The sequence below is a fragment of the Corallococcus sp. AB030 genome (assembly GCF_003668965.1).
Taxonomy (GTDB): Bacteria; Myxococcota; Myxococcia; order Myxococcales; family Myxococcaceae; genus Corallococcus; species Corallococcus exiguus.
This window is the reverse complement of the sequence record NZ_RAWQ01000059.1, coordinates 21,263-46,008: the sequence shown is the minus strand read 5'-3', so window position 1 is coordinate 46,008 and position 24,746 is coordinate 21,263. Positions and strand designations below refer to the sequence as shown.

Sequence of the window (24,746 nt, the reverse complement as noted above, 5' to 3'; positions counted from 1 at the left end):
CCCGGCGTCCGTGCGCTTCCAGGGGCTGTGGCTCTTCTCGCCCCGGGCGGACCTGAGCATCCTCGTGCTGCCCACGCTGCTGATGCTCGCCTCCGTGTGGCTCGCGAGCCTCACCGGCGAGGGCTCGCAGGGGTTCGCCCAATCCATTGGCCGGTGGACGTCGCAGTACGTCTTCCTCAACGGCACGCACGTCATCCTCACCTTCCTGTTGGTGGGCACCCGGCGCGAGTTACTGCACACCACGCCCCACCAATCCCGGCTGCTCGTGGGCGGCGCTTCGGCGGTGTTCGCGCTCACCTTCGCGCTGCTCTGGTACGGGGACAGGTACGCGCCGCTGCTCGCGCTGCTGCTGGGCGCGGGCATCCACGGCCTGGAGTACTTCTTCCTCACCGGCCGCATGCTCCAGCCCACGCCAGGGGAGACCACGACCCGCCTGCGCGGCCCGCGCGTGTGGGCGGCGATGCTGGCCGTGATGGCCCCCATCATCCTGGTGGGCGTGGTCAACAGCCCCTTCGTCACCCTGGCGGACGGCGTCACGCAGGGCGCGGCGACGGCCTTCTTCCTGCGGCAGCAGCCCCTGTGGTCGCTGGGGGTCCTCGCCACCAACGCGGTGGTGCTGGCGCACTACTTCGCGGACGCGTTCCTCTACCGCTTCCGCATCCCCCGCGTGCGCGAGGTGACGCTCCCCCGCCTGGGCCTGGGCTGAAACCGGGGCCCGGCTGCTCGCCCTCCAGGCCCGCTCAAGTCGCACCTTTCCCTGGCGCGCCCGGGAGGGTAAGCACCAGGGCGTGAAGAACCTGGCCGTCGAGAACCTCCCGCCGTCGTCCCCTGAACCTGACTCGGCCCCGCCCTCCGATGTCTCCGTCGAGGACGTGCGCCGCGCCACGGCGCTGCTCAACACGCTCGCCAAGCACCGCGTGCTCTTGCACCGACTCCCAGACGAGGACCACCACTCCCTGCTGGCCGCCGCGAGCCGGCTCGTCTACCCGGACAAGGCCTCGAAGAACCGGCTCCAGAGCGCGCTCAAGAAGGAGCGCAAGGACGCGCAGCGCGCCAACGACCGGGCCGTGCGCTCCAGCACGGAGATCCGCATGCTGCGCAAGGCGCCGGTGCTCAGCCTGCCCGCGCTGCCCGCGCCGCCGCCGGAAGCGACCCCGGAGCGCCTGCTGGAGGTGCCGCGCAAGTGCTACGTGTGCAAGGCGGAGTACCGCAAGCTCCACTTCTTCTACGACGCCATGTGCATCCCGTGCGGGGACCTGAACTACGCCCGGCGCACGCAGCGCGCGGACCTCACCGGCCAGGTGGCGCTCATCACCGGCGCGCGGGTGAAGATTGGCTTCCAGGCGTCGCTGATGCTGCTGCGCTCGGGCGCGACCGTCATCGCCACCACGCGCTTCCCCCAGGACGCGGTGCACCGCTACGCGCGCGAGCCGGACTTCGCGGACTGGGCCCACCGGCTCCAGGTGCACGGCCTGGACCTGCGGCACGCGCCCAGCGTGGAGCTGTTCGCGCGCCACATCGAACAGACGCACGAGCGGCTGGACATCCTCATCAACAACGCCGCGCAGACCGTGCGCCGGCCCCCGGGCTTCTACCAGCACCTGCTGGAGGGCGAGCTGAGCGACGCCGGCACCCTGGAGCCCCAGCTGCGCGCGCTGCTCGCGGGCCATGAGGCCTGCATCTCCGCGCTCCGTCCCGCGCTGGGCCCGGGCGATATGGGCAACACGTCACTGCCCGTGGCGACCTGGCGCAGCGGCGACCCGGCATTGGGCATCCACTCCTCCGCGGCGCTGTCCCTGATGCCCTACGCCATGGAGCAGGAGGGCGACACGCGCGCCCTCTTCCCGGAAGGCCGGCTGGACGCGGACCTCCAGCAGGTGGACCTGAGGGCCACGAACTCCTGGCGCCTGCGGCTGGGGGAGGTGCGCACCGCGGAGATGCTGGAGGTCCACCTGGTGAACGCGGTGGCGCCCTTCATCCTGTGCGGGAAGTTGAGGCCGCTGATGCTGAAGGACCGCTCGCGGCCGGGCCACATCGTCAACGTGTCCGCGATGGAGGGCAGCTTCTCCCGAGGGACGAAGACGGACAAGCACCCGCACACCAACATGGCCAAGGCCGCGCTGAACATGATGACGCTGACGTCCGCGCCGGACTACGCGCGCGACAACATCTTCATGAACGCGGCGGACACCGGCTGGGTCACCGACGAGGACCCCGCTCATCATGCCGAGCGCAAGGTGCAGGAGCTGGACTTCCAGCCCCCACTGGACATCCTGGACGGGGCCGCGCGCATCGTGGACCCCGTCATCACCGCCGTGAACACCGGCGAGTACGTCTGGGGCAACTTCTTCAAGGACTACCGCCCCACGAACTGGTGAGCCCCGGCCCTCAGCGCAACGCGCCCCAGTTGTAGGTCGCGTTGCTCCCGCCGGTCAGCACGCGCCAGTACGTGCCTTGATAGCCATACGTGTCCTTGATGGCCTTGTAGCCGCTGGACACGTTCCAGTCGTTGGGGCTCGTCGTGCCCAGGTTGTAGACAAGCGAGTCGCCCCAGATGGAGTAGATGGCCCACGGGCGCGCGTCCAACTCAGACACCGTGCCGTAACGGCTGTCACCCCAGCGCACCGGGAGCTTGTCCGTCTCCGCCAGCATGCGCGGTTTGTTGTAGCCCGCGAGCCCCGTGTAGAACTGGGCCGGGAAGTAGGGATTGCCGTGGTAGATGTCCACGCCCACCACGTCCACGCGGTCGTTGCCCGGGTAGTAGTTCCACGGGTCCCCGCCGTAGGTGCCGTCCCACTCGTACGGCGACCAGACGAAGAGGAGGTTCTTCAAACCGCGCGTCTTCACCAGGTAGTCGTGCGTGATGTTCCAGAGCTGCTTGTACTGGGCGGGGTCCTGGTTCGCCCACCAGAACGGCGACGCGCTCCCCTTCTTGTTCATCTCGTGGAAGGGGCGGTACAGCACCGGCACGCCCTGCTGCTGGAGGTACTCGAGCTTGTCCGCCGCGAAGGACAAGTCCCGCAGCAGCGCCTGGTACTCCGCCGTGTTGGCCTGCCAGTTGATGACCCGGCCGAACCAGTTGTAGTCCATCCATGACTGCCGGAAGTTGTTCGGCCAGCTCTTCACGGATGCGCCCGGATAGGACATGTGGAAGCTGAACCCCACGATGCCCTCGCCGTAGCTGAAGCGGTCTCGCGCGAAGCCCACCGCATAGTCCACGTAGGCTTCCGCGTACGTGTTGCGGTAATTGCCCGGCCCGAAGTCGAACTCCACAAAGCCTGGACGGCGGCCGGAGATGTCCCCCACCTTCACCCAGTACTCGCCCGCGTAGGCTTCCTTCTGGGCCTCGCAGTGCTGGCCCATGATGGTCTGCTTCGTCCCGCCGTCGCGGCTGTTGTTCTCCAGGTCCGTCAGCAGGTTGTAGACCTTCTGCGCCTGCGCCGTGGGGCCGGGCGTGCTCAACGTCCGGGACACCTGGGCGCTCGCGCGGCCCGCGCCCAGGCACAGCACCAGCGCGGCCAGAAGGAAGGAGAGGGATGGCTTCGGGGGGACGTGCGTCACGCGAGGACCTCCAGTGGCTGCCCGGGGAGCAGCCAGGGTGTCACCTCTCCTGCGCGAATTGCATGAATTTCAGCTTAGGCGCATCTATCCACCGGCGTGCGGGCGGGTTCGCAAGGGCCTGGATTCACTGCCAAAGGGCCGCTCCGGTGCTATCAAGCAGGCCACCATGCCTGAAACGCCTTCGCCCCTGTTCAACGCGGTCCCCGTGGAGATGGACTTCCCGGCCGAGGAGCGCCGCATCCTGGCCTTCTGGAAGGAGCGCGGCATCTTCGAGAAATCGCTCAAGGCGAACGAAGGCAAGCCCTCCTTCGTCTTCTACGAAGGCCCGCCCACCGCGAACGGCCTGCCCCACAACGGCCACGTCCTCACGCGCGTCATCAAGGACCTGTTCCCGCGCTACCAGACCATGCGAGGCCACTACGTGCCGCGCAAGGCGGGCTGGGACACGCACGGCCTGCCGGTGGAGGTGGAGGTGGAGAAGGAGCTCCGCATCCACGGCAAGGCGGAGATTGAGAAGTACGGCGTGGAGCCCTTCACGGAGCGCTGCATCGAGTCCGTGTTCCGCTACACGGGGGAGTGGGAGCGGCTGACCCAGCGCATCGGCTTCTGGGTGGACCTCAACGAGGCCTACGTCACCTATCACCGTGGCTTCGTGCAGAGCGTGTGGTGGGCGCTCTCCGAGCTCTACAAGAAGGGCCTGCTGTACCAGGGCCACAAGGTGGTGTGGTGGTGGCCGCGCGGCGGCACCGCGCTGTCCGCCGCCGAAGTAGGCCTGGGCTACAAGACGGTGGACGACCCCAGCGTCTACGTGGCCTTCCCCCTGCGCGATGCTCCGGACACGTCGCTGCTCATCTGGACGACGACGCCCTGGACGCTGCCGTCCAACATGTACGCGGCGGTGAACCCGTCCGTGGACTACGTCACGGTGGACGCGGGCGACCGCAAGCTCATCCTCGCCGCGGCGCTGCGCGAGGAGCTGGCCAAGAAGCTGAAGAAGGACCTGCCCGTGCTGTCCACGCAGAAGGGCAGCGACCTGGTGGGCAAGCGCTACACGCCGCCCTTCGACACGTACTTCGCGAAGGAGGCGGACGCCACGCTGCCCCTGAAGGACGGCGGACAGGACACGGTGGGCTGGCGCGTGATTCCGGCGGACTTCGTCACGCTGGACAGCGGCACGGGCATCGTCCACACGGCGCCCGCCTTCGGCGAGGACGACTACAAGGCCTACCGCAAGGACGCCACGCGCTTCCAGGACCCGGACGCGCTGGGCATGCGCTGCGCGGTGAAGCCGGACGGCACGTTCTCGGAAGAGGTGCCGCTCGTCGCCGGCCGCTTCGTGAAGGACGCGGACAAGGACCTGCAGCGCAACCTGAAGGAGCGCGGGCTGCTCATCCACACGGAGCAGTACCGCCACGAGTACCCCTTCTGCTGGCGCGCGGACGAAGACCCGCTCATCCAGTACGCCCGCCCCGCCTGGTACATCCGCACCACCTCCGTCATCGAGCAGGCCAAGGCCAACAACCAGCAGGTCAACTGGGTCCCGGAGAACATCAAGGACGGCCGCTTCGGCGACTTCCTGGACAACAACGTGGACTGGGCCCTGTCGCGCGAGCGCTACTGGGGCACGCCGCTGCCGCTGTGGATCCACTCGGAGACGGGTGAGACGGAGGCCGTGGCCTCCATCGCGGAGCTGCGCCAGAAGCCGGGCAACAACGTGGCCGCCGTGGAGGCGGAGCTGAAGGCGTTCCTCGCCGGCAAGCCGCACGAGTCCAACGCGGAGCACCTGCTGGTCCACAAGCCGTGGATCGACAAGGTCACGTACGAGAAGGCTGGCTCCGGTGGGAAGTTCCAGCGCGTCCCGGAAGTGGTGGACGTGTGGTTCGACTCCGGCTGCATGCCCTTCGCGCAGTGGGGCTTCCCTCACGCGGAAGGCAGCAAGGAGACCTTCAACCGCGCGTTCCCGGCGGACTTCATCTCGGAGGCCATCGACCAGACGCGCGGCTGGTTCTACTCGCTGCTGATGGTGAGCACGCTCCTCTTCGACGAGGAGACGCAGAAGCGCATGGGCCTGACGCCCAAGCGTGAGTGGCCCATGCCGTACAAGAGCTGCATCGTGCTCGGCCATGTCTCCGACAAGGAGGGCAAGAAGGAGTCCAAGTCCAAGGGCAACTACACCCCGCCGGAGATCATCCTGGACGAGGTGCGCATGGACTTCGCGGTGCTCACCGCCACGGAGGCCGGCGTCCCGGCGGAGCCCGGCGTGGCGCTCATCGCGCGCGAGGACCTGGAGGGCCTGGACACGCAGGAGGGCGCGAAGGTGCTGCTCTTCCGCCCGGACCGGCCGGACGCGCCCGTCAGCGTCACCGTGAAGGTGCACAAGAAGCTCAAGCGCCGCGTGGTGCTGCTGGCGCCGCAGGAGCTTGAGCAGCTGGGCGTGAAGCCCACCGCGCGCGGCGTGGACGTGATGCCGGTGGAGGTGCCCCGGCTGGCGGCCACCGAGCGCGTGGTGCTCAAGGACCCCGCCACCAAGGCGCCGGGCGCGGACGCGTTCCGGTGGTTCTTCTACGCGGCCAGCCCCACCTGGTCCAACACGCGCCACTCGCTGGCGAACGTGCGGCTGTTGCAGAAGGACTTCCAGGTCAAGCTGCGCAACGTCTACTCGTTCTTCACCATCTACGCGAACATCGACGGGTTCAACCCGGCGAAGGGCACCGCGTCCAGCACGGAGGCCCCGTGGCTGGCCATCCGCAAGAGCCAGGGCTGGCGCGAGGTGAAGGCCCGGCCGGTGCTGGACCGGTGGATCCTCTCCGAGGTGCAGCTCACCCTGCGCGACGTGGCCAAGGCACTGGACACGTACCAGGTCTACGACGCGGCCCAGCGGATGGTGGCGCTGGTGGACGCGCTGTCCAACTGGTACCTGCGCCGCAGCCGCGAGCGCTTCTGGGCGCCGGGCTTCGAGCAGGACAAGCAGGACGCGTACTTCACGCTCTACGAAGCGCTGACGACCATCACCGCCATGTCCGCGCCCTTCATCCCGTTCTTCGCGGATGACATGTGGGGCAACCTGGTGGGCAAGCCGTGGGGCGCGGCGCAGCCGGAGAGCGTGCACCTGGCGAGCTTCCCGGACGTGGACGCGAGCCTCATCGACGAGGGGCTGGCCGCGGAGATGGGCGCGGTGCGCGAGCTGGTGTCGCTGGGTCTCAAGGTCCGCACGGACAACCGGCTCAAGGTGCGCCAGCCGCTGTCGCGCGCGGACGTCATCCTGTCGCGCCGCGAGCTGACGGAGCGCGTGGCGGTGTACCAGGCGCTCATCAGCGACGAGCTGAACGTGCACACCGTGAAGTGGGTGGAGCCGGGCAGCCCGGAGGCGGACGTGGTGCGCTACCGCGTGCGTCCCAACCTGCGCGCCATGGGCAGCCGGCTGGGCCCCAAGCTCGCGCCGGTGCGCAAGGCGTTCGACTCGGGGGATGGCCGCGCGCTGCACCAGGAGCTGCTCCAGACGGGCAAGGTCGCCCTGAACGTGGGCGGCGAGGACATGGTCTTCCCCGCCGAGGAGCTGGAGACGCTGGTGGAGGCACAGCCGGGCTACGCCGCCGCGGGCGGAGGCGTGGGCGTGGTGGTGATGCACACGCAGCTCACGGAAGCCCTGGTGGACGAAGGCCTGGTGCGCGAGCTGCTGGCGCGCGTGCAGGGCTCCCGCAAGGACATGAACCTGGGCTACACCGACCGGATCCGCCTGTGGGTGGACGGCGATGACCGCGTGAAGCGCGTCGTCGACGCCGCCCGCGACGAGATTGCCCGCGAGACGCTCGCCTCCGAAATCCACGTGGGCCCCGAGGGGCTCACCGGCACGGAGGAGGAGGCCAGCCTCAACGGCCTGCCCGCGAAGCTTCGCGTCGAGCGCGCCTGAAACCCGGACCTCCGGATAGCAGGGAAAGACAGCTCCGGGTAATCCCATACCCGGGGCCGTAAATACAGACATCCGGTGTGATGCGGCGAGGACCGGGAGGGCGTGGGCGACTCCCGGCTTGCCGCCTCAGGGGGCGCGTGTTACGCGACAGGGCGTCCCCCTGATTTCGCAAATCATTCTCAACATGCCCACTTTGTTCCGCAGCCGTCCGCGCAGCCTCGTCCCGGGGGCGCTGCTTGGCGCCTCCATCTCCCTCCTCGCCTCCCCTGCCCTGGCGCAGGAGCCCGCCGCGCCCCAGGAGGCCCCGGCTCCGGAGACCCCGGCGCCCGCGCAGGACTCGAACCCGGAACCCGGCGCCGCGCCCGCGGACGACGGCGTCTACGACCTGCCCACGGTGGTGGTGGAGAGCGAGCGCGCCAACGGCCCGGTGCAGGGCTACACCGCGCGCCGCAGCGGCAGCGGCACGAAGACGGACACCGCGATTGGCGACACGCCTCAGTCGGTGTCGGTGGTGGGCCGGGCGCAGATGGACGCGCAGCAGGTGCAGTCCGTGACGGAGGCCACGCGCTACACGCCGGGCGTGCGCTCGGACACGTTCGGCGCGGACCCTCGCAACGACTGGTTCCTGATTCGCGGCTTCACGTCCCAGGAGGGCGGCTACTTCCTGGACGGGCTCCAGCTGTACTCCAGCAGCTTCGCCACCTGGCGCATGGAGACCTTCGGCCTGGAGCGCGTGGAGACCGTGCACGGCCCCTCGTCCGTGCTGTACGGCGGCACGTCTCCGGGCGGTCTGCTCAACATGGTGGGCAAGCGTCCGCCGGTGGAAGGGCACATCCGGCACGTGGAGCTGAGCGTCAACGAGTTCGCCAACGGCTACGCGGCCGTGGACTTCGGCGGCGCCATCGACTCGGGCAATCACTGGCGCTACCGGGTGACGGCGCTGGCGCGCGGCGGCGGCACGCAGGTGGAGGAGACGGACAACAACCGGCTCTTCATCGCGCCGGCCCTCACCTGGGCACCGTCGGACAATACGGCGCTGACGCTGTACGGCAGCTTCATGGCGGACCGCACGCAGGGTCAGAACTTCCTGCCGTACGTGGGCACCGTGGTGGACGCGCCCTATGGCCGCATCCCCACCGACCTCTTCACCAGCGACAAGAGCCTGGACCACTTCCAGCGCAACCAGTCCTGGGCGGGCTACGAGTTCTCCCACCGCTTCAACGACACCTTCACGCTGCGGCAGAACCTGCGCTACGCGCACCTGGACCTGGACTTCCAGACGCTCTACGGCGTGGGCTACGTGGGTGAGCCGGCGGACGCGCAGCTGTCCCGCGGCAACTTCGTCACCCGGCCGACCGCGAACCTCTTCTCGGTGGACACGCAGGGCGACGTGCGGTTCAGCACCGGCCCCGTGCGCCACCTGGTGCTCGCGGGCGTGGACTTCAAGAACTACGTGCTGAACGACGAGCAGGGCTACGAGGCCGGCGCGCCGCTGGACCTGCTCAACCCCGTGCGTGGCGACTACACGCCCACGGAGTCGCGCTACACGCTGAACCAGTCCACGCAGAACCAGTTGGGCGTCTACCTCCAGGACCAGCTGCGCATCGGCGACCGGCTGAGCCTGGTGCTGAGCGGGCGTCATGACTGGGTAGGCATGGACGTGGACAACGAGCTCGCGCCCACGGCCAACTACGACGGCAGCGAGAGCGCCTTCAGCGGCCGCGCGGGTCTGCTCTACCGCTTCGACTTCGGCGTCGCGCCGTACGTCAGCTTCTCCAAGTCGTTCAATCCGGTGGCCGGGACGAAGTCGGACGGCTCGATCTTCGAGCCGGAGAAGGGCCAGCAGCTTGAAGCGGGCGTGAAGTACCAGCCGGATGCATTCCCGGTGCTGGTGGGTCTGTCGGTGTTCGAGCTGAAGCGTCAGAACTTCGTGACGACGGACGGCTCCTTCAACCAGCTGCAGATTGGCGAGGTCCGTTCGCGCGGCTTCGAGGTGGAGGCCAACGCCACGCTGATGCACGGGCTGAGCCTGATTGGCTCCGCGTCGCTGTACTCGCTGGAGATCACCGAGGGCGCGGACTTCGAGCTGGGCAAGCGCCCGGTGGGTGTGCCGGAGGTGCTGGCGTCGCTGTGGCTGGACTACACGTTCAAGGACGGAGCGCTGCGCGGCTTCGGCGCGGCGGCGGGCGTGCGCGGCGTGGGCAGCTCCTTCGCGGACCGCGAGAACACGCTGGACGTGCCGGGCTTCACGCTGGTGGACGCGAGCGTGCACTTCGAGCGCGGCCCGTGGCGCGCGGCCGTCAACGCCTCCAACCTGGGCGACAAGACCTACGTGTCCTCGTGCAGCTCCGCGACGGCCTGCTTCTACGGCGAGCGCCGCCGCGCGTCCGCCACTGTCGGCTACACCTGGTAGCCATCACGCAGGCCTGAAGGGTCCTTCCGGAAGCCTCACCGCCGGAAGGGCCTGAAGCCATCACACACTGCGGAACCCCTGGGGCCTTCGCCTGGCACGTCTCCGCCAGCGAGGGCCGCAGTCGTTCCCGGGTGCCGCGCCTCGAGATTCCGGAAGCGCCACGGTCGCGCGTTGACGGGACGGCTCCCGAGCGCCAGGCCCGCGCAACGAAGGTTGTCCCCCTGGGTGAGAAGGTAAGAACCCCGACGGGGCGCCCCGTCGGCGGCGCACCGAAAAAACCTGTCCGACAGTCGGACAAGTCTTGAAGCCCATGGCGCGGGGGCTCCGCTCCGCCCGGGCAGCGGAAACCTGTCCGACTGTCGGACAAGTTTTGAAGTCCGAGGCCCGGCGGCTCCGCTCCACCCGGGCAGCGAGAACCTGTCCGACTGTCGGACAAGTTTTGAAGTCCGAGGCCCGGCGGCTCCGCTCCACCCGGGCAGCGAGAACCTGTCCGACTGTCGGACAAGTCTTGGAACCGCATGTCCAGGGTGAGCCCCTGCCCCCCGCCGAGCAGCGGAAACCTGTCCGACTGTCGGACAAGTTCTGGAACCTCATGCCCAGGGCGGGCCCCTGCCCCCTCCGATGCAGCGGAAACCTGTCCGACTGTCCGACAGGCTTTGGAAGCCCACGTCCAGGGAGGGCCTCCGTCCCGGCCGATGCGCGGAAACCTGTCCGACTGTCCGACAGGTTTGGCGGACCGCGTCGGGCAGGGGACGGACTGCATGGGAGTCCGGGGCCCGGCGCGTCCCGCGCGCATGTCAGCCTCTGTGATTACGCTTTGACGAGGGGCCCTTCGGGCGCGGCGCCACCGGACACGGGCTCCGCCGTCTTGCGCCTGCGCACACCCCACGCGAGCCCGCCGCACCCCAGCGCCATCGCGGCCAGGAACGCTTCCGCAATGAACACCGGTGGCAGACCACGCGACAGCGCAGTGAACAGGTTCGCGTCCTGCGTCACCACGTCGCCCACCACCACCGCGCCGAACAGCACCGCGGCCGCGGCGCTCAGCACGCTGCCCACCCGGCGCGACGACCCTCGCGGCACGAGCGCGATGACCACCGCGAGCGCCCACGCGCCCAGGAACAGGCCGAACTCCCAGTCGCCCCGCCGCACCAGCGCCCACGGCAGCACGCGGTTCGCGGCGCAGTACACCGCCGTGCCGAATGCGAGCCCCGCGGAGACGCCCACCGTCAGCCGCTCCAGCACGCGGTTGCCCCTATGCGTGCGCAGCGGGTCCCGGCGCTCCAGCCAGATGAGGTTTCCCGTGACGAGCACCGCGCACATCGCCAGCGAGAGCAGCGCATAGAGCGGCTTCATCAGCGCCTCCGCGAACCGGCCCGCGTGCAGGTCGAAGAGCAGCCGCTCAAAGGAGAAATTCGGCGTGCGGGACTCCACGCTCGACCCGAACGTCTCTCCACTCACGCTGTCCACGTGCGCGAAGTGGTCCGGCCCCAGCGGGGACAACTGGAAGTACACGCCCGCCCAGCCGCGCGCGTCGCCGTAGTCGTGAAGCTCCACGTAGCGGGGCGTGCCCTCCGCGCCAGGCACCGACGCGCGCGCCCGGTCCACCACCGTGTCCAGCGACAACATGGGCGCGTCCTTCCCCGCCGCCTCCCGCACGGGCACGCTGTAGCCGCGCAGCTTCGTCACCCGGTCCGCCTGTCCCCGGTACACCACGCTCCCGAAACCCTGCGCCACCAGCCCCGCCAGGCACAACACCGCCCCCGTCCACGCCAGCATCGCGGTGAACGGCAGCCCGAAGATGCCCAGCACCTTGTGCGCGTCCGACGCGGAGAAGCGCGGCTTCGCCGTGGGCCGGAAGCGCCACCACTGCGCGCGCAGGTCCTTCAGGTGGATCCACAGGCCGCTGACCAGCGCCACCAGCAGCGCCACCGACACCAGCCCCGTGAACTCCATCCCCCAGGGCACCCGGTAGAAGAAGTGCATCCAGTACAGTTCGCTCGCCAGCCGGCTGCGCTCCGGCAGCGAGGTGCCGGTGACGGGGTCCAGCCACAGCACGCGCATCCCCGTGGGCTCGAAGAGGTACGCGGTGATGAACCGCGTCTCCTCGTGCGTGAGCATCCCCACGTGAGCGCCGCGCGGCAGCGGCCCCTGCTCGCGCACCCGGTCGAGCATCAGGTCGAACGACGGCGGTGACTCCGAGGGCGGCGCGACGTGGAGCGCGGGCTCCTGCCACACCTCCAGCTCCTCACGGAACATCGCGAAGACGCCACAGAAGAAGATGACGAACAGGAACAGGCTGGCGACGACGCCCGCCCACGCGTGCAGGTCGAACTGGATGCGGAACGTCCGGGGCGACAGCTTCATCGCGGCCCCCGCACGGCCAGCGCGACGGCCACCGGCACCACCACCGCCAGGCACACGCCCCACGCCACCCGGCCATTCCGCGCCAGCGGCAGCGCGCACGCGAATCCCACCCACACGGGCAGCACCACGTGGAAGCCCAGCGCGAAGGCCCACGGCCCCGACACCGGCAGGAACGCCATCACCGCCGCGCCCACCGCGAACGCCGCGAGCGGAGCCCCCATCACCGTCGCCAGCGTCCGCGCGACGGAGTGGTTCGCCGCATTGTTACCGCGACCCGCGCTCATCGCCCCACGCCCATCAGCGCCACCGGCACCAGTCCCGCCACGCCACTCGCCCACGCGAACGTGCGCGCCCGCGAAGGCCGGGGCGAGAGCACCAGCACCAGCACCGAGGCCGCCGTCATCGCGAGCACCAGCAGCACCAGCAGCCCCGCCACCCACCCGAAATCACCCACGCAGCACCCCAGCGACGCGAGCCCCGGCACGGCCGCGAGCCACCGCGCACGGCCACCCACGCCCATCCACGACACCGCCGACACGCAGAAACACAGCGCGGCGAGGCTCAACATCGCGTCCACCGCGCGACCCCGTCTCTTGACTCGAAGTTGATAATGACTTGCATCCTCACGAGTGCCCCCAGGCCTGTCAAGGCAGGCGGAAGGCACCCGTGCTCACGGTGCAAGCGTCGACGCACGAACACCGTGCGCGCACCGCGCTTCCAGGAAATGCGGCACTCCGGATGATGGCGGGATGAGCGAAGCCGCGACCTTGAAGGGCAGCTGTCACTGCGGTGCGACGCGGTTCAAGGTGACCGTGCACCCCAAGGACGTCACCCGCTGCAACTGCACGTTCTGCTCCAAGCGCGGCGTGCTCTGGGCCTACTACGAGCCCGAGCAGGTGACGTTCACGCGCCGCGAGAACGTGGCCACCTACGCGCGCAACGAGCCCGTGGCGCACCACCACTGCCAGCAGTGCGGCTGCGGCACGTGGACGGACACGCCCGTCTGGGAAGACAACGCGCCCGTGCCCGGCAGGTTCAAGGTGGGCCTCAACGCGCGCCTGTTCGACGACTTCAATCTGGACGCGGTGCGCGTGAGGTTCGTGGACGGCCGCAACCTCTGGTAGCCGTCAGAAGCGCGGGGCCGGAGCGCGGGCCTCCGGGAAGTCGGTGGACACGGAGAGGTCCTTCCACTTCTGGTCCTCCGCCTTGAGCGCATCCAGCTTCTGCTGTGACAACTCGAACGCGTCGCTGCCCAGCACCAGGTGCAGCGGCGGGGACTCCATCGAGGCCACCTGGAGCAGCACCTGCGCCGCGCGGTCCGGGTCCCCCGCCTCCTTGCCCGTTCGCGAACGCATGTGCTGGGCCACCACGCCCACCGTGGGCGCGTACTCCGGCCGGAACTCCGGGATGGTCATGGACGCTCCCGCCCAATCCGTGCGGAAGCCACCCGGCTCCAGCACCGTCACCTTCACGCCGAAGGGCGCGGTCTCCTTGGCCAGGACCTCGGAGAGGCCTCCCACTGCCCACTTCGCGGCCTGATACGCGCCCAGCCCCGGCGTGGACAGGCGGCCTCCCACGGAGGACACCTGGATGATGTGCCCGGAGCGCTGCTCGCGGAGCACCGGCAGCGCGGCCCTCGTGACGTTCAGGACGCCGAAGAGGTTGGTGTCGAGCTGCGAGCGGAAGTCCTCGTCCGTCACCTGCTCGATGGGCGCGAGGCTACCGTAGCCCGCGTTGTTCACCACCACGTCCAGGCGGCCGAACGCATCCACTGCTGCCTGTACGGCGGCCCTCGCCTGCTCGGGGTTCGTCACGTCCAGCGCCACCGCGCGGACCCGGTCCCCGTAACGCTCCACCAGGGAAGCCAGCTGCTCCGGCTTGCGCGCCGTGGCCACCAGGCGGTGCCCGGCCGCCAGCACGGCCTCCGCGAAGCTGCGTCCCAGGCCTCGGGAGGAACCGGTGATGAGCCAGACACGGGACGTCTCAGGGGTCGCACTCATGTCAGGAAATCCTTTCAACTAACCAGTTGGTTACATGGATATATTGGCCCTCCTGACAGGGTGCAACCCGGAATGGTCTGGGGCATGGTGGGCAGGCATGGCTGGAGACGCTCAGAAGACCCGGCAGCGCCTGCTGGAAGCGGCCGCGGAGGAGTTCTCGGAGAAGGGCATCGCGGGCGCGCGCGTGGACCGCATCGCGGCGGCGGCCGGCTGCAACAAGGCGCTCATCTATTCGTACTTCGGCAGCAAGGAGCAGCTGTTCGACGCGGTCTTCGAAGCGCACGTGGCGGAGGTGGCGCGCGAGACGCCCATCGACGCGGCGGACCTGCCCGCCTACGCGGGGCGGCTGTTCGACGGCTTCCAGACCCGGCCCCAGGTGCTGCGCCTGGCCACCTGGTACGAGCTGGAGCACGGCCCCTCCGTGGACATCCCGGAGCCTGTCGCGCGCAGCAACCAGCACAAGGCGGCCGCCATCGCGAAGGCACAGAAGGAGGGGCTGGTGTCGAAGCACTTCGCCGCGGACGAGCTGCTGGCGCTGGTGCTGGCCCTGTCCAAGACGTGGGCCTTCCCGCTGTCGTACTGCGCCACGGCCACCCCGCCCACACCCGCGGAGATCCGCCGGCGGCGCCGCTCCGTAGTGGAGGCGGTCCGGCTGCTGGTGTCGCCCGTCAGTCCCACCTCGTGAACCACGTCAGGGCGCGGGCTTGAACATGAACTTCCGCCTTCCCTCGAACGCTGGCCACAGCATGCTGGAAGGGAAGGTCCGCCGGGCCGTGTCCCTGGACTCGGAGCCCTGCCTGCTGATGGAGCTGCGAAGCACCGGCACCTGCTTCCGCAGGGACAATCATGACTTCATGGAGGTCGTGGAAGACTTCGACCTCCGGCTGCCACAGGTCGTGGTGCTCCGCTCCCACTTCGACGCGCTGCTGCGAGCACTCCGGCAATGGCAGGTCACCCAGGAGCCGTTCAGCCTGGACCTGGACCATGGACGGGACGTCACCTGCACCGTCGAGGTCCGTCCCCACTCGGATGCGGCCAGCGACCGGTGGAAGCCGGACTTCACCCTCGTCTACGCGAGCCCGAAGGCGCGCATCGAGGTCAACTTCAGCGTGGACGCTTCGTGCCTGCTGGAGTGGACCGAGGGCCTGGAGCAGGCCGTGGCCATTCCTCACTGAGGGCCGCCGGAGGACGCGTCGTTCAGGGGCTGTCAGGACATCATGTCAGGCGCAGTACTGACGTGCTGCGACACATTGCCCACATATTGAGACTCATCGCGAAGCGGTGTTAGCCTCGCAATGGCTTTCAACCCGGAGGGCACATGCGCGGAATTATTTCAGCGTTGATGTTTGGGCTGCTCATTGGCTGTGGTGGCGCCATGGAGCCCGCGGCCGTGGATGACACGGCGAACCAGACGGCTCCCGACGTCACCTCCTCGGTATTGCTTGAGTGCGAGGAGTTGGATGGCATGTCCTGTCCGTCTGCTGGGGCCAACCCGCGTCAGTGTATCCGCCCCGGGGGTGTGGGCCATGCCTTCTGCTATTGCGACGGGGAAGGGTACGATTACTGGCGCTGCTATTACTGAAACCGGGACCCGCGGCTCACGCTGAAGTCTGACGCGTGGCCGCACGCCGATACGCTCCGGGCCCCACGCCCCAGCGGCGCTTGAAGGCCTTGCTGAAGGCAGGCGCGCTTTCGTAGCCGGCGCGCTCAGCGATGGTGTCCAGGCTGTCGTTGGATTCATGCAGCCAGCGCGCGGCGCGGATCATCCGCCATTGGGCCAGGTAGTGCAGCGGTGTCTCCCCCACCAGCGAGTGGAAGCGCGCGGCGAACCCGGAGCGCGACACGCCCACGGACCGAGCCAGCCGCTCCACCGTCCATGGGGTGCCGGGCTGTTCGTGCATCAGCGCGAGTGCGTTTCCGATGGCGGGGTCGGCCAGCGCCTTCCACCCCGCCTGTTTCGTTCCCCCAAGTGACGTCTGGGCCCGCAGCGCGTGGACGAGCAGCACGTCCGCCAGCCGGCCCAGAACCAGCGCGCTGCCCGGCCCCGGCAGGGCGGTCTCCGCGGTGATGAGCTGCGCGCTCGCGGACGGGAAGTCGCACGACACCGCGCATGTCATCACCGGCCCCCAGGCGCTGAGCTACGACGACCTCGCGGCCATCCTGTCCCGGGTGTCGGGCCGCTCCATCCGGCACGTGCACGTGACACCCGACGAGGCACAGCGGCACCTTCAGGACTCCGGCATGCCGGAAACCTACGCGCGCTTCCTCACGATACTCGACACGCTCATCCGCGACGGGGCGGAGGACCGCGTGACGGACACCGTGCGGCGGGTCACCGGCCGCGCTCCACGCGACTTCGAATCATTCGCCCGGGCCCACCTGGACGTCTGGCGTTGAGTCCAGGGTCGAGCGCAGGGCATCCATGCCCACGGAGGCAATGACGATGAGGGCCGTGAACGCGAGGAAGGCCCCGAGGATCATCATCGGCAGCTTCACCCAGAAGGGCGTGCGGTCCCACGGGCGTCCCGTCACGAGGCCCGTGAGGCCCGCGATGAACCAGGCGGCGCCCAGGAAGAACGTGGGTATTGCCAGGAGCTGGGGCAATACACCGTTGCCGTCAAAGCCCAACCAGACCAGCACCCCGATGATGACGGCGCCTAGCAGCACCAGTCCCGCGCCCTTCGCCAGGGTCCGCAGCGCCCGAATCCGCACGGCGCCCGGCGTGAGCGGCGCCCCGGTGCTGCCCGTCTCGTAGGACAGCCGCCGCACCCCATCCAGCAGGAGCTGGCCTTCGAGGTCGGGCTCGCGCGACGGGGACTTCGTTTCGGGGTTCATTGCCCGCGAATCTATCGGTCTCCCCTCATTGTCCGCCATCGCACGCGCCGCGCCGCCGCCTGGAGAGGATGTCCGCTGGAGGGCAGCCGTCCTTCCCTCCGGGCGGGTTGAGGGCGGGTGCCCCCGGCCGCACGTTGGAGCCCCCACCCCTCCGGGCCTGTCCGGCGGTCCTTCGCATGAGCACGCCGCCTCCTTCCGCTCCGGACACCTCTCACGAGGCGCCGCCCCCTCGCCGCCGCATCCGCTGGGGATGGCTCCTGCTGCTCGCGGGCCTGGTCTTCGCGGCCATCGTCGCCGCGCGGCTTCACCGTCCCCACACCTCCAGAGCCACGGCCGCCGGCGGGCATGGCGGCGCGGATGGAGGCGCGGGTGCGCACGGCCCGAGGCCCGTGGTGACGGCGCAGGCGACGACGCGCGACGTGCCCGTGTCGCTCGTGGGCCTGGGCGCGGTGACCCCCACCGCTTCCGTGGCCGTGCACTCACGGGTGGATGGACAGCTCATGCGGGTGGCCTTCCAGGAGGGCCAGCACGTCGAAGAAGGCGACCTGCTGGCGGAGCTCGACCCGCGCCCCTATCAGAGCCAGTTGGAGCAGGCCCACGGCCAGCTCATCCGCGACGAGGCGCTCCTGGAGAACGCCCGGCTGGATCTGCGCCGCTACACCGTCCTCGTGGAGCAGGACTCCGTCGCGCGCCAGCAACTGGACACCCAGCGCGCCCTCGTGCGCCAGTACGAGGGCATCGTGAAGGCCGACAAGGGCGCGGTCGCCGCCGCCAAGGTCAACCTCCTCTACACGCGCATCACCTCGCCCGTCCCCGGCCGCGTCGGCCTCCGGCTCGTCGACCCCGGCAACATCGTCCATGCGTCGGACACGAACGGCATCGTCATCGTCAACACCCTGCAGCCCATCACGGTCATCTTCTCCATCCCCGAGGACCGCGTGCCGGAGCTCCTGGAAAAGCTCAACGCGCACCAGCCCCTCACCGTCCAGGCCTATGACCGCGGCGCCCAGCGCCTGCTGGCGACCGGGACGCTGCTCACGGTGGACAACCAGATCGACCCCAACACCGGCACCGTGCGGCTCAAGGCGACGTTCCCCAACCGCGACTCGCGGCTGTTCCCACAGCAGTTCGTCAACGCGCGGCTCATCATCGAAACCCTGCGCGGGGCCACCATCGTGCCCACCGCCGCGCTCCAGCACGGCGTGCATGGGACGTTCGTCTACGTCGTGCAGCCCAACGACACCGTCAGCCAGCGCGCGGTGGTGACCGGCCCGGCGGACGGCGACGACACCGTCATCACCCAGGGGCTGCGGCCTGGGGAGGCCGTGGTGGTGGAGGGCGCGGACAACCTCACCGACGGCGCGGCCATCCGGCGCCAGCACGCCCCGGGCACGGGCCCCGGAGTGGGTGGCAGCGGAGCCGGGGGAACCGACGGCGGCCCGGGTGCCGCGGACGGAGGGCGCTGATGTCCGAGCCCTTCATCCTGCGGCCCATCGCGACGTCCCTGCTGATGCTGGCCCTGCTGCTAGGCGGCGTGCTGTCGTACCGCCTGCTGCCCGTGTCCGCGCTGCCGGAGGTGGACTACCCCACCATCCAGGTCCTCACCTTCCAGCCGGGCGCGAGCCCGGACGTGGTGGCCTCGGGCGTCACCGCGCCCCTGGAGCGGCAGTTCGGGCAGATGCCCGGCCTCAACCAGATGACGTCGTCCAGCTCCAGCGGCGCGTCCGTCATCACGCTCCAGTTCACGCTCCAGATGAGCCTGGACATCGCGGAGCAGCAGGTCCAGGCCGCCATCAACGCCGCCAACAACCTGCTGCCCACCGACCTGCCCAACCCGCCCATCTACAACAAGGTCAACCCCGCCGACACGCCGGTCATCACCCTGGCCCTCACGTCCAACACCGTGCCGCTCACCCAGGTGGAGGACCTGGCGGACACGCGCATCGCGCAGAAGCTCTCCCAGCTGTCCGGCGTCGGACTCGTGAGCATCAGCGGCGGCCAGCGCCCCGCCGTCCGCATCCAGGCCAACGGGCTCGCGCTGGCCTCGCACGGGCTGACGCTGGAGGACGTCCGCAACGCCGTCGCCGCCGCCAACGTGAACAGCCCCAAGGGCGGCTTCGACGGTCCCCGCCAAGCCTACACCCTCAACTCCAACGACCAGCGCCTGTCGAGCAAGGAGTACGCCCCGCTCATCATCGCGTACCGCGACGGCGCCCCCCTGCGGCTGTCCGACGTGGCGCACGTCTTCGACGGCGCGGAGAACGTACGGCAGGCCGCCTGGGCGGGGACCACGCCCGCGGTCATCCTCAACGTGCAGCGCCAGCCGGGCGCCAATGTCATTGCCGTCGTGGACAGCGTCCGCCAGTTGCTGCCCCAGTTGCAGTCCACCCTGCCCGCGACGGTGAAGGTGTCCGTGCTCAGCGACCGCACCACCACCATCCGCGCCTCCGTGCGCGACGTGCAGCACGACCTGATGTTCTCCATCGCGCTCGTCGTGCTCGTCATCTTCCTCTTCCTGCGCAACGCCTCCGCCACCTTCATCCCCAGCATCGCCGTGCCGCTGTCCCTGGTGGGCACCTTCGCCGCCATGTCGTTGCTGGGCTTCTCGCTCAACAACCTGACCCTGATGGCGCTCACCATCGCCGCGGGCTTCGTCGTCGACGACGCCATCGTGATGATTGAGAACATCAGCCGCTACATCGAAGACGGCATGCCTCCCATGGAGGCCGCGCTCAAGGGCTCCAAGCAGATTGGCTTCACCATCGTCTCCCTCACGGTGTCGCTCATCGCCGTGCTCATCCCCCTGCTCTTCATGGGGGACGTGGTGGGCCGCCTGTTCCGCGAGTTCGCCATCACCCTGGCGGTGACCATCCTGCTGTCCGCGGTCGTGTCCCTGACCCTCACGCCCATGCTCTGCTCACGCCTGCTGCGCCGTCACCGGCCGGAAGAGGCCCACCGCTTCGAGCGCGTCGTGGGCGGTGCGTTCGACCGCCTGGTCGGCCACTACGACGTCGCGCTGACGTGGGTGCTGGGTCACCGCGCGCTGACGATGCTCGCCGCCGCGGTGACGCTCGTGCTCACGGGCCTGCTGCTCTACACCATCCCCAAGGGCTTCTTCCCCGTCCAGGACACCGGCGTGCTCCAGGGCATCTCCCTGGCGCCCCAGTCCATCTCCTTCCCCGCCATGTCCGAGCGCCAGCAGGCCCTGGCCCGGGTGGTGCTGGAGGACCCGGCCGTTGAGGGGCTGTCGTCCTTCATCGGCGTGGATGGCACCAACACCACGCCCAACAGCGGCCGGATGCTCGTCACCCTCAAGCCGCTGGCGGACCGCGACGCCTCCGCCACGGAGGTCATCCGCCGCCTCCAGCCAGCGCTGGACGGCGTGCCCGGCATCTCGCTGTCCCTGTCACCCGTGCAGGACCTCACGCTGGACAGCCGCGTGAGCCGCACCCAGTACCAGTACAGCCTCGGCTCCCCGGACGAAGCGGCGCTGGAGACCTGGACCCAGCGGCTCGTCGCCCACCTGCGCACGCAGCCCGAACTGACGGACGTCTCCAGCGACCTGCAGAACGGCGGCCTGCGGCTCAACGTCACCCTGGACCGGGACACCGCCGCGCGGCTGGGCATCACGCCCCAGCAGATCGACAATGCCCTCTACGACGCCTTTGGCCAGCGCCAGGTGTCCACCATCTTCACCCAGCTCAACCAGTACCGCGTGGTGCTGGAGGTGCATCCCTCGCTCCAGCGCGTGGACACCGCCCTGCGGTCCGTCTACCTGCAGTCCGCCACCGGCGGCGCCGTGCCCCTCGCGTCCATCGTCCGCGTGACGCCGGGAACGGGGCCGCTCAGCGTCAACCGGCAGGACCAGTTCCCCGTCGCCAACGTCTCCTTCAACCCCGCGAGGGACGTGTCCCTGTCCCAGGCGGTGAGCGCCTTCGATGGGGTGCGGGAGAAGCTCCAGATTCCCGCCTCCGTGCAGACCGCCTTCGCGGGCACCGCGCGCACGTTCCAGGACTCGCTCAAGAACGAGGGCTTCCTCGTGCTGGCGGCCGTGGTGGCCGTCTACCTGGTGCTGGGCGTGCTGTATGAATCCTACGTCCACCCGCTCACCATCCTGTCCACGCTGCCGTCCGCGGCCATGGGCGCGCTGCTGGCGTTGAGGGTGTGCGGGCTGGAGCTGGGGATGATCGCCCTCATCGGCATCATCCTGCTCATCGGCATCGTGATGAAGAACGCCATCATGATGATCGACTTCGCGCTGGAGGCCGAACGCCTGGAGGGCAAGGCCCCCCGGGACGCCATCCACGAGGCGTGCCTGCTGCGCTTCCGCCCCATCCTGATGACCACGATGGCGTCCATGCTGGGCGCCGTGCCCCTGGCCCTGGGCGGGGGCATTGGCGCGGAGCTGCGCCAGCCCCTGGGCATCGCCATCATCGGCGGGTTGATGGTCAGCCAGTTGCTGACGCTCTTCACCACCCCGGTCATCTACCTGGGCTTCGCGGGCCTGTCGCGCAGGGTCCAGCACCTGCGGCGGACCTCCGTCCCCGCGCCGCCGCGGAGCCCGGCATGAACCCCTCCGCGCTCTTCATCCGGCGCCCGGTGGCCACGTCGCTGCTGGCGCTGGGCATCGCGCTCGTGGGGGCGCTGGCCTTCAACCTCCTCCCCGTCGCGCCGCTGCCCCAGGTGGAGTTCCCGACCATCAGCGTGCAGGCGGCCCTGCCGGGGGCGAGCCCGGAGATCATGGCCACGTCGGTCGCCACGCCGCTGGAGCGGCAGCTGGGCCGCATCGCGGGCATCACCCAGATGACGTCGTCCAGCAACCTGGGCGCCACCAGCATCGTCGTGCAGTTCGACCTGTCGCGGAACATCGACGGGGCGGCGCGCGACGTCCAGGCCGCCATCAACGCCGCCCGGGGCAACCTGCCCACGAACCTGCCCAACAACCCCTCCTACCGGAAGGTGAACCCCGCGGACGCGCCCATCATGCTGCTGGCGCTCACGTCGCCCCACCGGGGCCGGGGCGCGCTCTACGACCTGGGCTCCACCCTCCTCCAGCAGCAGGTGTCCCAGGTGACGGGCGTGGGCCAGGTGCTGGTGGGCGGGGGCGCGCTGCCCGCGGTGCGCGCGGAGGTGAACCCCACCGCGCTGGAGAAGTACGGCCTGGGACTGGACGCGGTCCGCACCGCGCTGGGCGCGCAGAACGCCAACCGCCCCAAGGGCCAGCTGGAGGATGGGCCCCGGGCCGTCCTGCTCACCGCGGATGATCAGATCCTCCGCGCGGAGCAGTACCGGCCGCTCGTCATCGCCTACTCCAACGGCGCAGCCGTGCGGCTCCAGGATGTGGCCCACGTCAGCGACGACAACGTGGAGGACGTGCACAGCCTGGGGCTCGCCAACGGCAAGGAAGCCATCATCCTCATCATCTTCAAGGAGCCGGGGGCCAACGTCATCGACACGGTGGATGCGCTCCAGGCGCGGCTTCCCGAATTCAAGGCCATCCTGCCAGCGGACGTGGACCTGACGGTGATGATGGACCGCACCACCACCATCCGCGCGTCGCTGCGCGACGTGGAGATGACGCTGCTCATCTCCATCGGGTTGGTCATCCTGGTGGTGTTCGCCTTCCTGGGCAACCTGCGCGCCACGCTGATTCCCAGCGTCGCCGTGCCGCTGTCGCTCTTGGGCACCTTCGCGGTGATGAAGCTGCTGGGGTTCAGCCTGGACAACCTGTCCATGATGGCGCTCACCATCTCCACCGGCTTCGTGGTGGATGACGCCATCGTGGTGCTGGAGGACATCGAACGGCACATCGAGGAAGGCCTGTCCCCCATGGAGGCGGCGCTGCGCGGCGCGCGCGAGGTCGGCTTCACCGTGCTGTCGATGAGCATCTCCCTCATCGCCGTCTTCATCCCCCTGCTGCTCATGCAGGGCATCGTGGGCCGGCTGTTCCGCGAGTTCGCCGTCACGCTGTCGGTGGCCATCCTCATGTCGCTGGTGGTGTCGCTCACCGTGACGCCCACGATGTGCGCCCGGCTGCTGCGGCCCAAGAAGCCCCGTCGCTCGCGCTCCTCCTTCCACCCCTTCACGCGGCTGAGCGCGGGCTATGCCCGCAGCCTGTCCTGGTCCCTGGGACACCCGGGGTTGCTGCTGCTGCTCACCTTCGCCGCCGTCGCGCTCAGCGGCTTCCTGTTCGTCGTCATCCCCAAGGGGTTCTTCCCGCAGCAGGACACCGGCCGGCTCACCGCCAGCATCCAGGCGGAGCAGGACATCTCCTTCGCGGCGATGCGCCAGAAGTTCACCACCTACGTGCGCATCATTGGCGAGGACCCGGCGGTCCAGGCGGTGGCGGGCTCCATTGGCGGCTCCGGCCCCAGCGGCTCCTCCAACGCGGGCACGCTGTTCATCACGCTCAAGCCGCTGGAGGAGCGCAAGCTGTCCGCGGACGCCGTCATGGGGCGGCTGCGGGGCAGGCTGCTGGCCGTGCCCGGTGCCACGGTGTACCTCCAGTCCGCGCAGGACCTGGTGATTGGCGGGCGGCAGGGCAACGCGCAGTACCAGTACACCCTGTCCTCGGACACGCTGCCGGTGCTGAACGCGTGGGCGCCGCGGGTGCTGGAGCGGTTGCAGCGGGTGCCCGGGATGCTGGACGTCAACAGCGACCAGCGCGACCACGGGCTCGAGACCAACGTCGTCATCGACTACGACACGGCGGCGCGCTTCGGCCTCACGGCCCAGCAGATTGACGGCGTGCTGTACGACGCCTTCGGCCAGCGGCAGGTGTCCACCCTGTACACCAGCCGCAACCAGTACCACGTGGTGATGGTGGTGCAGGCGGACTTCTGGCAGCGGCCGGAGAGCCTGCGCCACATCTACGTGACGAGCGCGGCCGGACAGCAGGTGCCGCTGTCGGCGTTCGCCCGCTTCGAGGACGCGAGCACGCTCCTGTCCGTCAACCACCAGGGCCAGTTCCCGTCCGCGACGGTGTCCTTCAACCTGGGGCCGGGGACGTCACTGGGCCCCGTCGTCACCCAGATTGAAGCGGCCGTGCGCGACATGGGCCTGCCGGCGGAGGTGCACGGCAGCTTCAGCGGCACCGCCCAGGCGTTCCAGGCCTCGCTGGCCTCCGAACCCATGCTCATCGCCGCGGCCCTGTTCGCCGTCTACATCGTGCTGGGCATCCTCTACGAGAGCCTCATCCACCCCATCACCATCCTGTCCACCCTGCCGTCCGCGGGCGTGGGCGCGCTCCTGGCCCTGCTGCTGTTCAAGCTGGACCTGTCCATCATCGCCCTCATCGGCATCATCCTGCTCATCGGCATCGTGAAGAAGAACGCCATCATGATGATCGACTTCGCGCTGGTGTCGGAGCGCGAGGGCCAGCTGGGTTCGCGCGACGCCATCTTCCACGCCGCGCGGCTGCGGCTGCGCCCCATCCTGATGACGACGATGGCGGCGCTCCTGGGCGCGCTGCCGCTGGCGCTGGGCACCGGCGTGGGCTCCGAGCTGCGCCGGCCGCTGGGCATCGCCATCGCGGGGGGGCTGTGCGTCAGCCAGCTCCTGACGCTCTACACCACCCCGGTCATCTACATGACCCTGGACCGCCTGGGCCGGCGCGTCCGCGAGTGGCGAGCGCGCCGCTTCGCGCCCCGCCGGGCCTGAG

17 protein-coding genes and 1 pseudogene are annotated in these 24,746 nt (G+C 69.5%); 11 read left to right on the top strand and 7 right to left on the bottom strand.

The features are described from left to right. Positions 1-706 (top strand): annotated as a pseudogene (locus tag D7Y15_RS16455) (hypothetical protein); the annotation flags it as partial. Between the two features lie 82 nt (positions 707-788). After that, entirely contained in the window at positions 789-2,378 is a 1,590-nt protein-coding gene (locus D7Y15_RS16450) for an SDR family NAD(P)-dependent oxidoreductase (protein ID WP_121753178.1), read from the top strand. 10 nt (positions 2,379-2,388) lie between these two features. Here the strand turns inward: D7Y15_RS16450 and D7Y15_RS16445 are convergent, their stop codons facing one another. Continuing rightward, on the bottom strand, positions 2,389-3,561 hold the full coding sequence (locus D7Y15_RS16445) for a glycosyl hydrolase (protein ID WP_121753177.1): 1,173 nt from the start codon (positions 3,559-3,561) through the stop codon (positions 2,389-2,391). Positions 3,562-3,727: 166 nt separating this feature from the next. Here D7Y15_RS16445 and ileS point away from each other — a divergent pair, with 166 nt between their 5' ends. Beyond that, entirely contained in the window at positions 3,728-7,471 is a 3,744-nt protein-coding gene (gene ileS / locus D7Y15_RS16440; RefSeq protein WP_121753176.1) for an isoleucine--tRNA ligase, read from the top strand. Between the two features lie 184 nt (positions 7,472-7,655). Further along, positions 7,656-9,884: a TonB-dependent siderophore receptor gene (locus D7Y15_RS16435; RefSeq protein WP_121753175.1), complete on the top strand. Its 2,229-nt coding sequence runs from the start codon at positions 7,656-7,658 to the stop codon at positions 9,882-9,884. Between the two features lie 810 nt (positions 9,885-10,694). Here the strand turns inward: D7Y15_RS16435 and D7Y15_RS16430 are convergent. Genes D7Y15_RS16430 through D7Y15_RS16420 form a run of 3 tightly spaced genes read right to left on the bottom strand, consistent with a single transcriptional unit; the run spans position 10,695 to position 12,819 of the window. Continuing rightward, positions 10,695-12,251 carry a PepSY domain-containing protein gene (locus D7Y15_RS16430; RefSeq protein WP_121753174.1) on the bottom strand — a complete coding sequence of 519 codons (1,557 nt, stop codon included), beginning with the start codon at positions 12,249-12,251 and terminating at the stop codon, positions 10,695-10,697. Next, positions 12,248-12,535, bottom strand: coding sequence for a hypothetical protein (locus D7Y15_RS16425; protein WP_121753173.1), 288 nt, complete (start codon positions 12,533-12,535; stop codon positions 12,248-12,250). Before D7Y15_RS16425 ends, D7Y15_RS16430 begins: the two co-directional genes overlap by 4 nt. Then, positions 12,532-12,819 (bottom strand): hypothetical protein, encoded by a 288-nt coding sequence (locus D7Y15_RS16420; protein WP_121753179.1) that lies wholly within the window; start codon positions 12,817-12,819, stop codon positions 12,532-12,534. The genes D7Y15_RS16425 and D7Y15_RS16420 overlap by 4 nt, the downstream gene beginning before the upstream one ends. 181 nt (positions 12,820-13,000) lie before the next feature. Between D7Y15_RS16420 and D7Y15_RS16415 the strand changes: the two genes are divergently transcribed. Beyond that, positions 13,001-13,375 carry a GFA family protein gene (locus D7Y15_RS16415; RefSeq protein ID WP_121753172.1) on the top strand — a complete coding sequence of 125 codons (375 nt, stop codon included), beginning with the start codon at positions 13,001-13,003 and terminating at the stop codon, positions 13,373-13,375. Between the two features lie 3 nt (positions 13,376-13,378). Here D7Y15_RS16415 and D7Y15_RS16410 read toward each other — a convergent pair whose 3' ends face one another. Then, complete coding sequence (locus D7Y15_RS16410; RefSeq protein ID WP_121753171.1) at positions 13,379-14,251, bottom strand: oxidoreductase; 873 nt, start codon at positions 14,249-14,251, stop codon at positions 13,379-13,381. Positions 14,252-14,348: 97 nt separating this feature from the next. Here D7Y15_RS16410 and D7Y15_RS16405 point away from each other — a divergent pair, with 97 nt between their 5' ends. Beyond that, positions 14,349-14,936, top strand: coding sequence for a TetR family transcriptional regulator (locus D7Y15_RS16405; RefSeq protein ID WP_121753170.1), 588 nt, complete (start codon positions 14,349-14,351; stop codon positions 14,934-14,936). Between the two features lie 61 nt (positions 14,937-14,997). Then, positions 14,998-15,426 (top strand): hypothetical protein, encoded by a 429-nt coding sequence (locus D7Y15_RS16400; protein WP_147476027.1) that lies wholly within the window; start codon positions 14,998-15,000, stop codon positions 15,424-15,426. Between the two features lie 423 nt (positions 15,427-15,849). Here the strand turns inward: D7Y15_RS16400 and D7Y15_RS16390 are convergent, their stop codons facing one another. Then, a complete protein-coding gene (locus tag D7Y15_RS16390) occupies positions 15,850-16,356 on the bottom strand; it encodes a helix-turn-helix domain-containing protein (RefSeq protein WP_233604976.1) in 507 nt (168 codons plus the stop codon). Between D7Y15_RS16390 and D7Y15_RS16385 the strand changes: the two genes are divergently transcribed. Then, positions 16,319-16,648 (top strand): hypothetical protein, encoded by a 330-nt coding sequence (locus D7Y15_RS16385; RefSeq protein WP_199745933.1) that lies wholly within the window; start codon positions 16,319-16,321, stop codon positions 16,646-16,648. The two genes, D7Y15_RS16390 and D7Y15_RS16385, sit on opposite strands and share 38 nt — an antisense overlap. Here D7Y15_RS16385 and D7Y15_RS16380 read toward each other — a convergent pair. Further along, the gene (locus tag D7Y15_RS16380; protein WP_121753167.1) at positions 16,613-17,086 is read right to left on the bottom strand and encodes a hypothetical protein; all 474 of its coding nucleotides are present in this window, start codon (positions 17,084-17,086) and stop codon (positions 16,613-16,615) included. The two genes, D7Y15_RS16385 and D7Y15_RS16380, sit on opposite strands and share 36 nt — an antisense overlap. 176 nt (positions 17,087-17,262) lie before the next feature. On the opposite strand from D7Y15_RS16380, the gene D7Y15_RS16375 reads away from it, so the two are divergent. Genes D7Y15_RS16375 through D7Y15_RS16365 form a run of 3 tightly spaced genes read left to right on the top strand, consistent with a single transcriptional unit; the run spans position 17,263 to position 24,745 of the window. Continuing rightward, complete coding sequence (locus D7Y15_RS16375) at positions 17,263-18,552, top strand: MdtA/MuxA family multidrug efflux RND transporter periplasmic adaptor subunit (RefSeq protein WP_158629063.1); 1,290 nt, start codon at positions 17,263-17,265, stop codon at positions 18,550-18,552. Continuing rightward, positions 18,552-21,656, top strand: a complete 3,105-nt coding sequence (locus tag D7Y15_RS16370; protein WP_121753165.1) for a multidrug efflux RND transporter permease subunit — start codon at positions 18,552-18,554, stop codon at positions 21,654-21,656. The genes D7Y15_RS16375 and D7Y15_RS16370 overlap by 1 nt, the downstream gene beginning before the upstream one ends. Continuing rightward, positions 21,653-24,745: a multidrug efflux RND transporter permease subunit gene (locus tag D7Y15_RS16365; RefSeq protein ID WP_121753164.1), complete on the top strand. Its 3,093-nt coding sequence runs from the start codon at positions 21,653-21,655 to the stop codon at positions 24,743-24,745. Before D7Y15_RS16370 ends, D7Y15_RS16365 begins: the two co-directional genes overlap by 4 nt. Position 24,746: the final 1 nt, after the last annotated feature.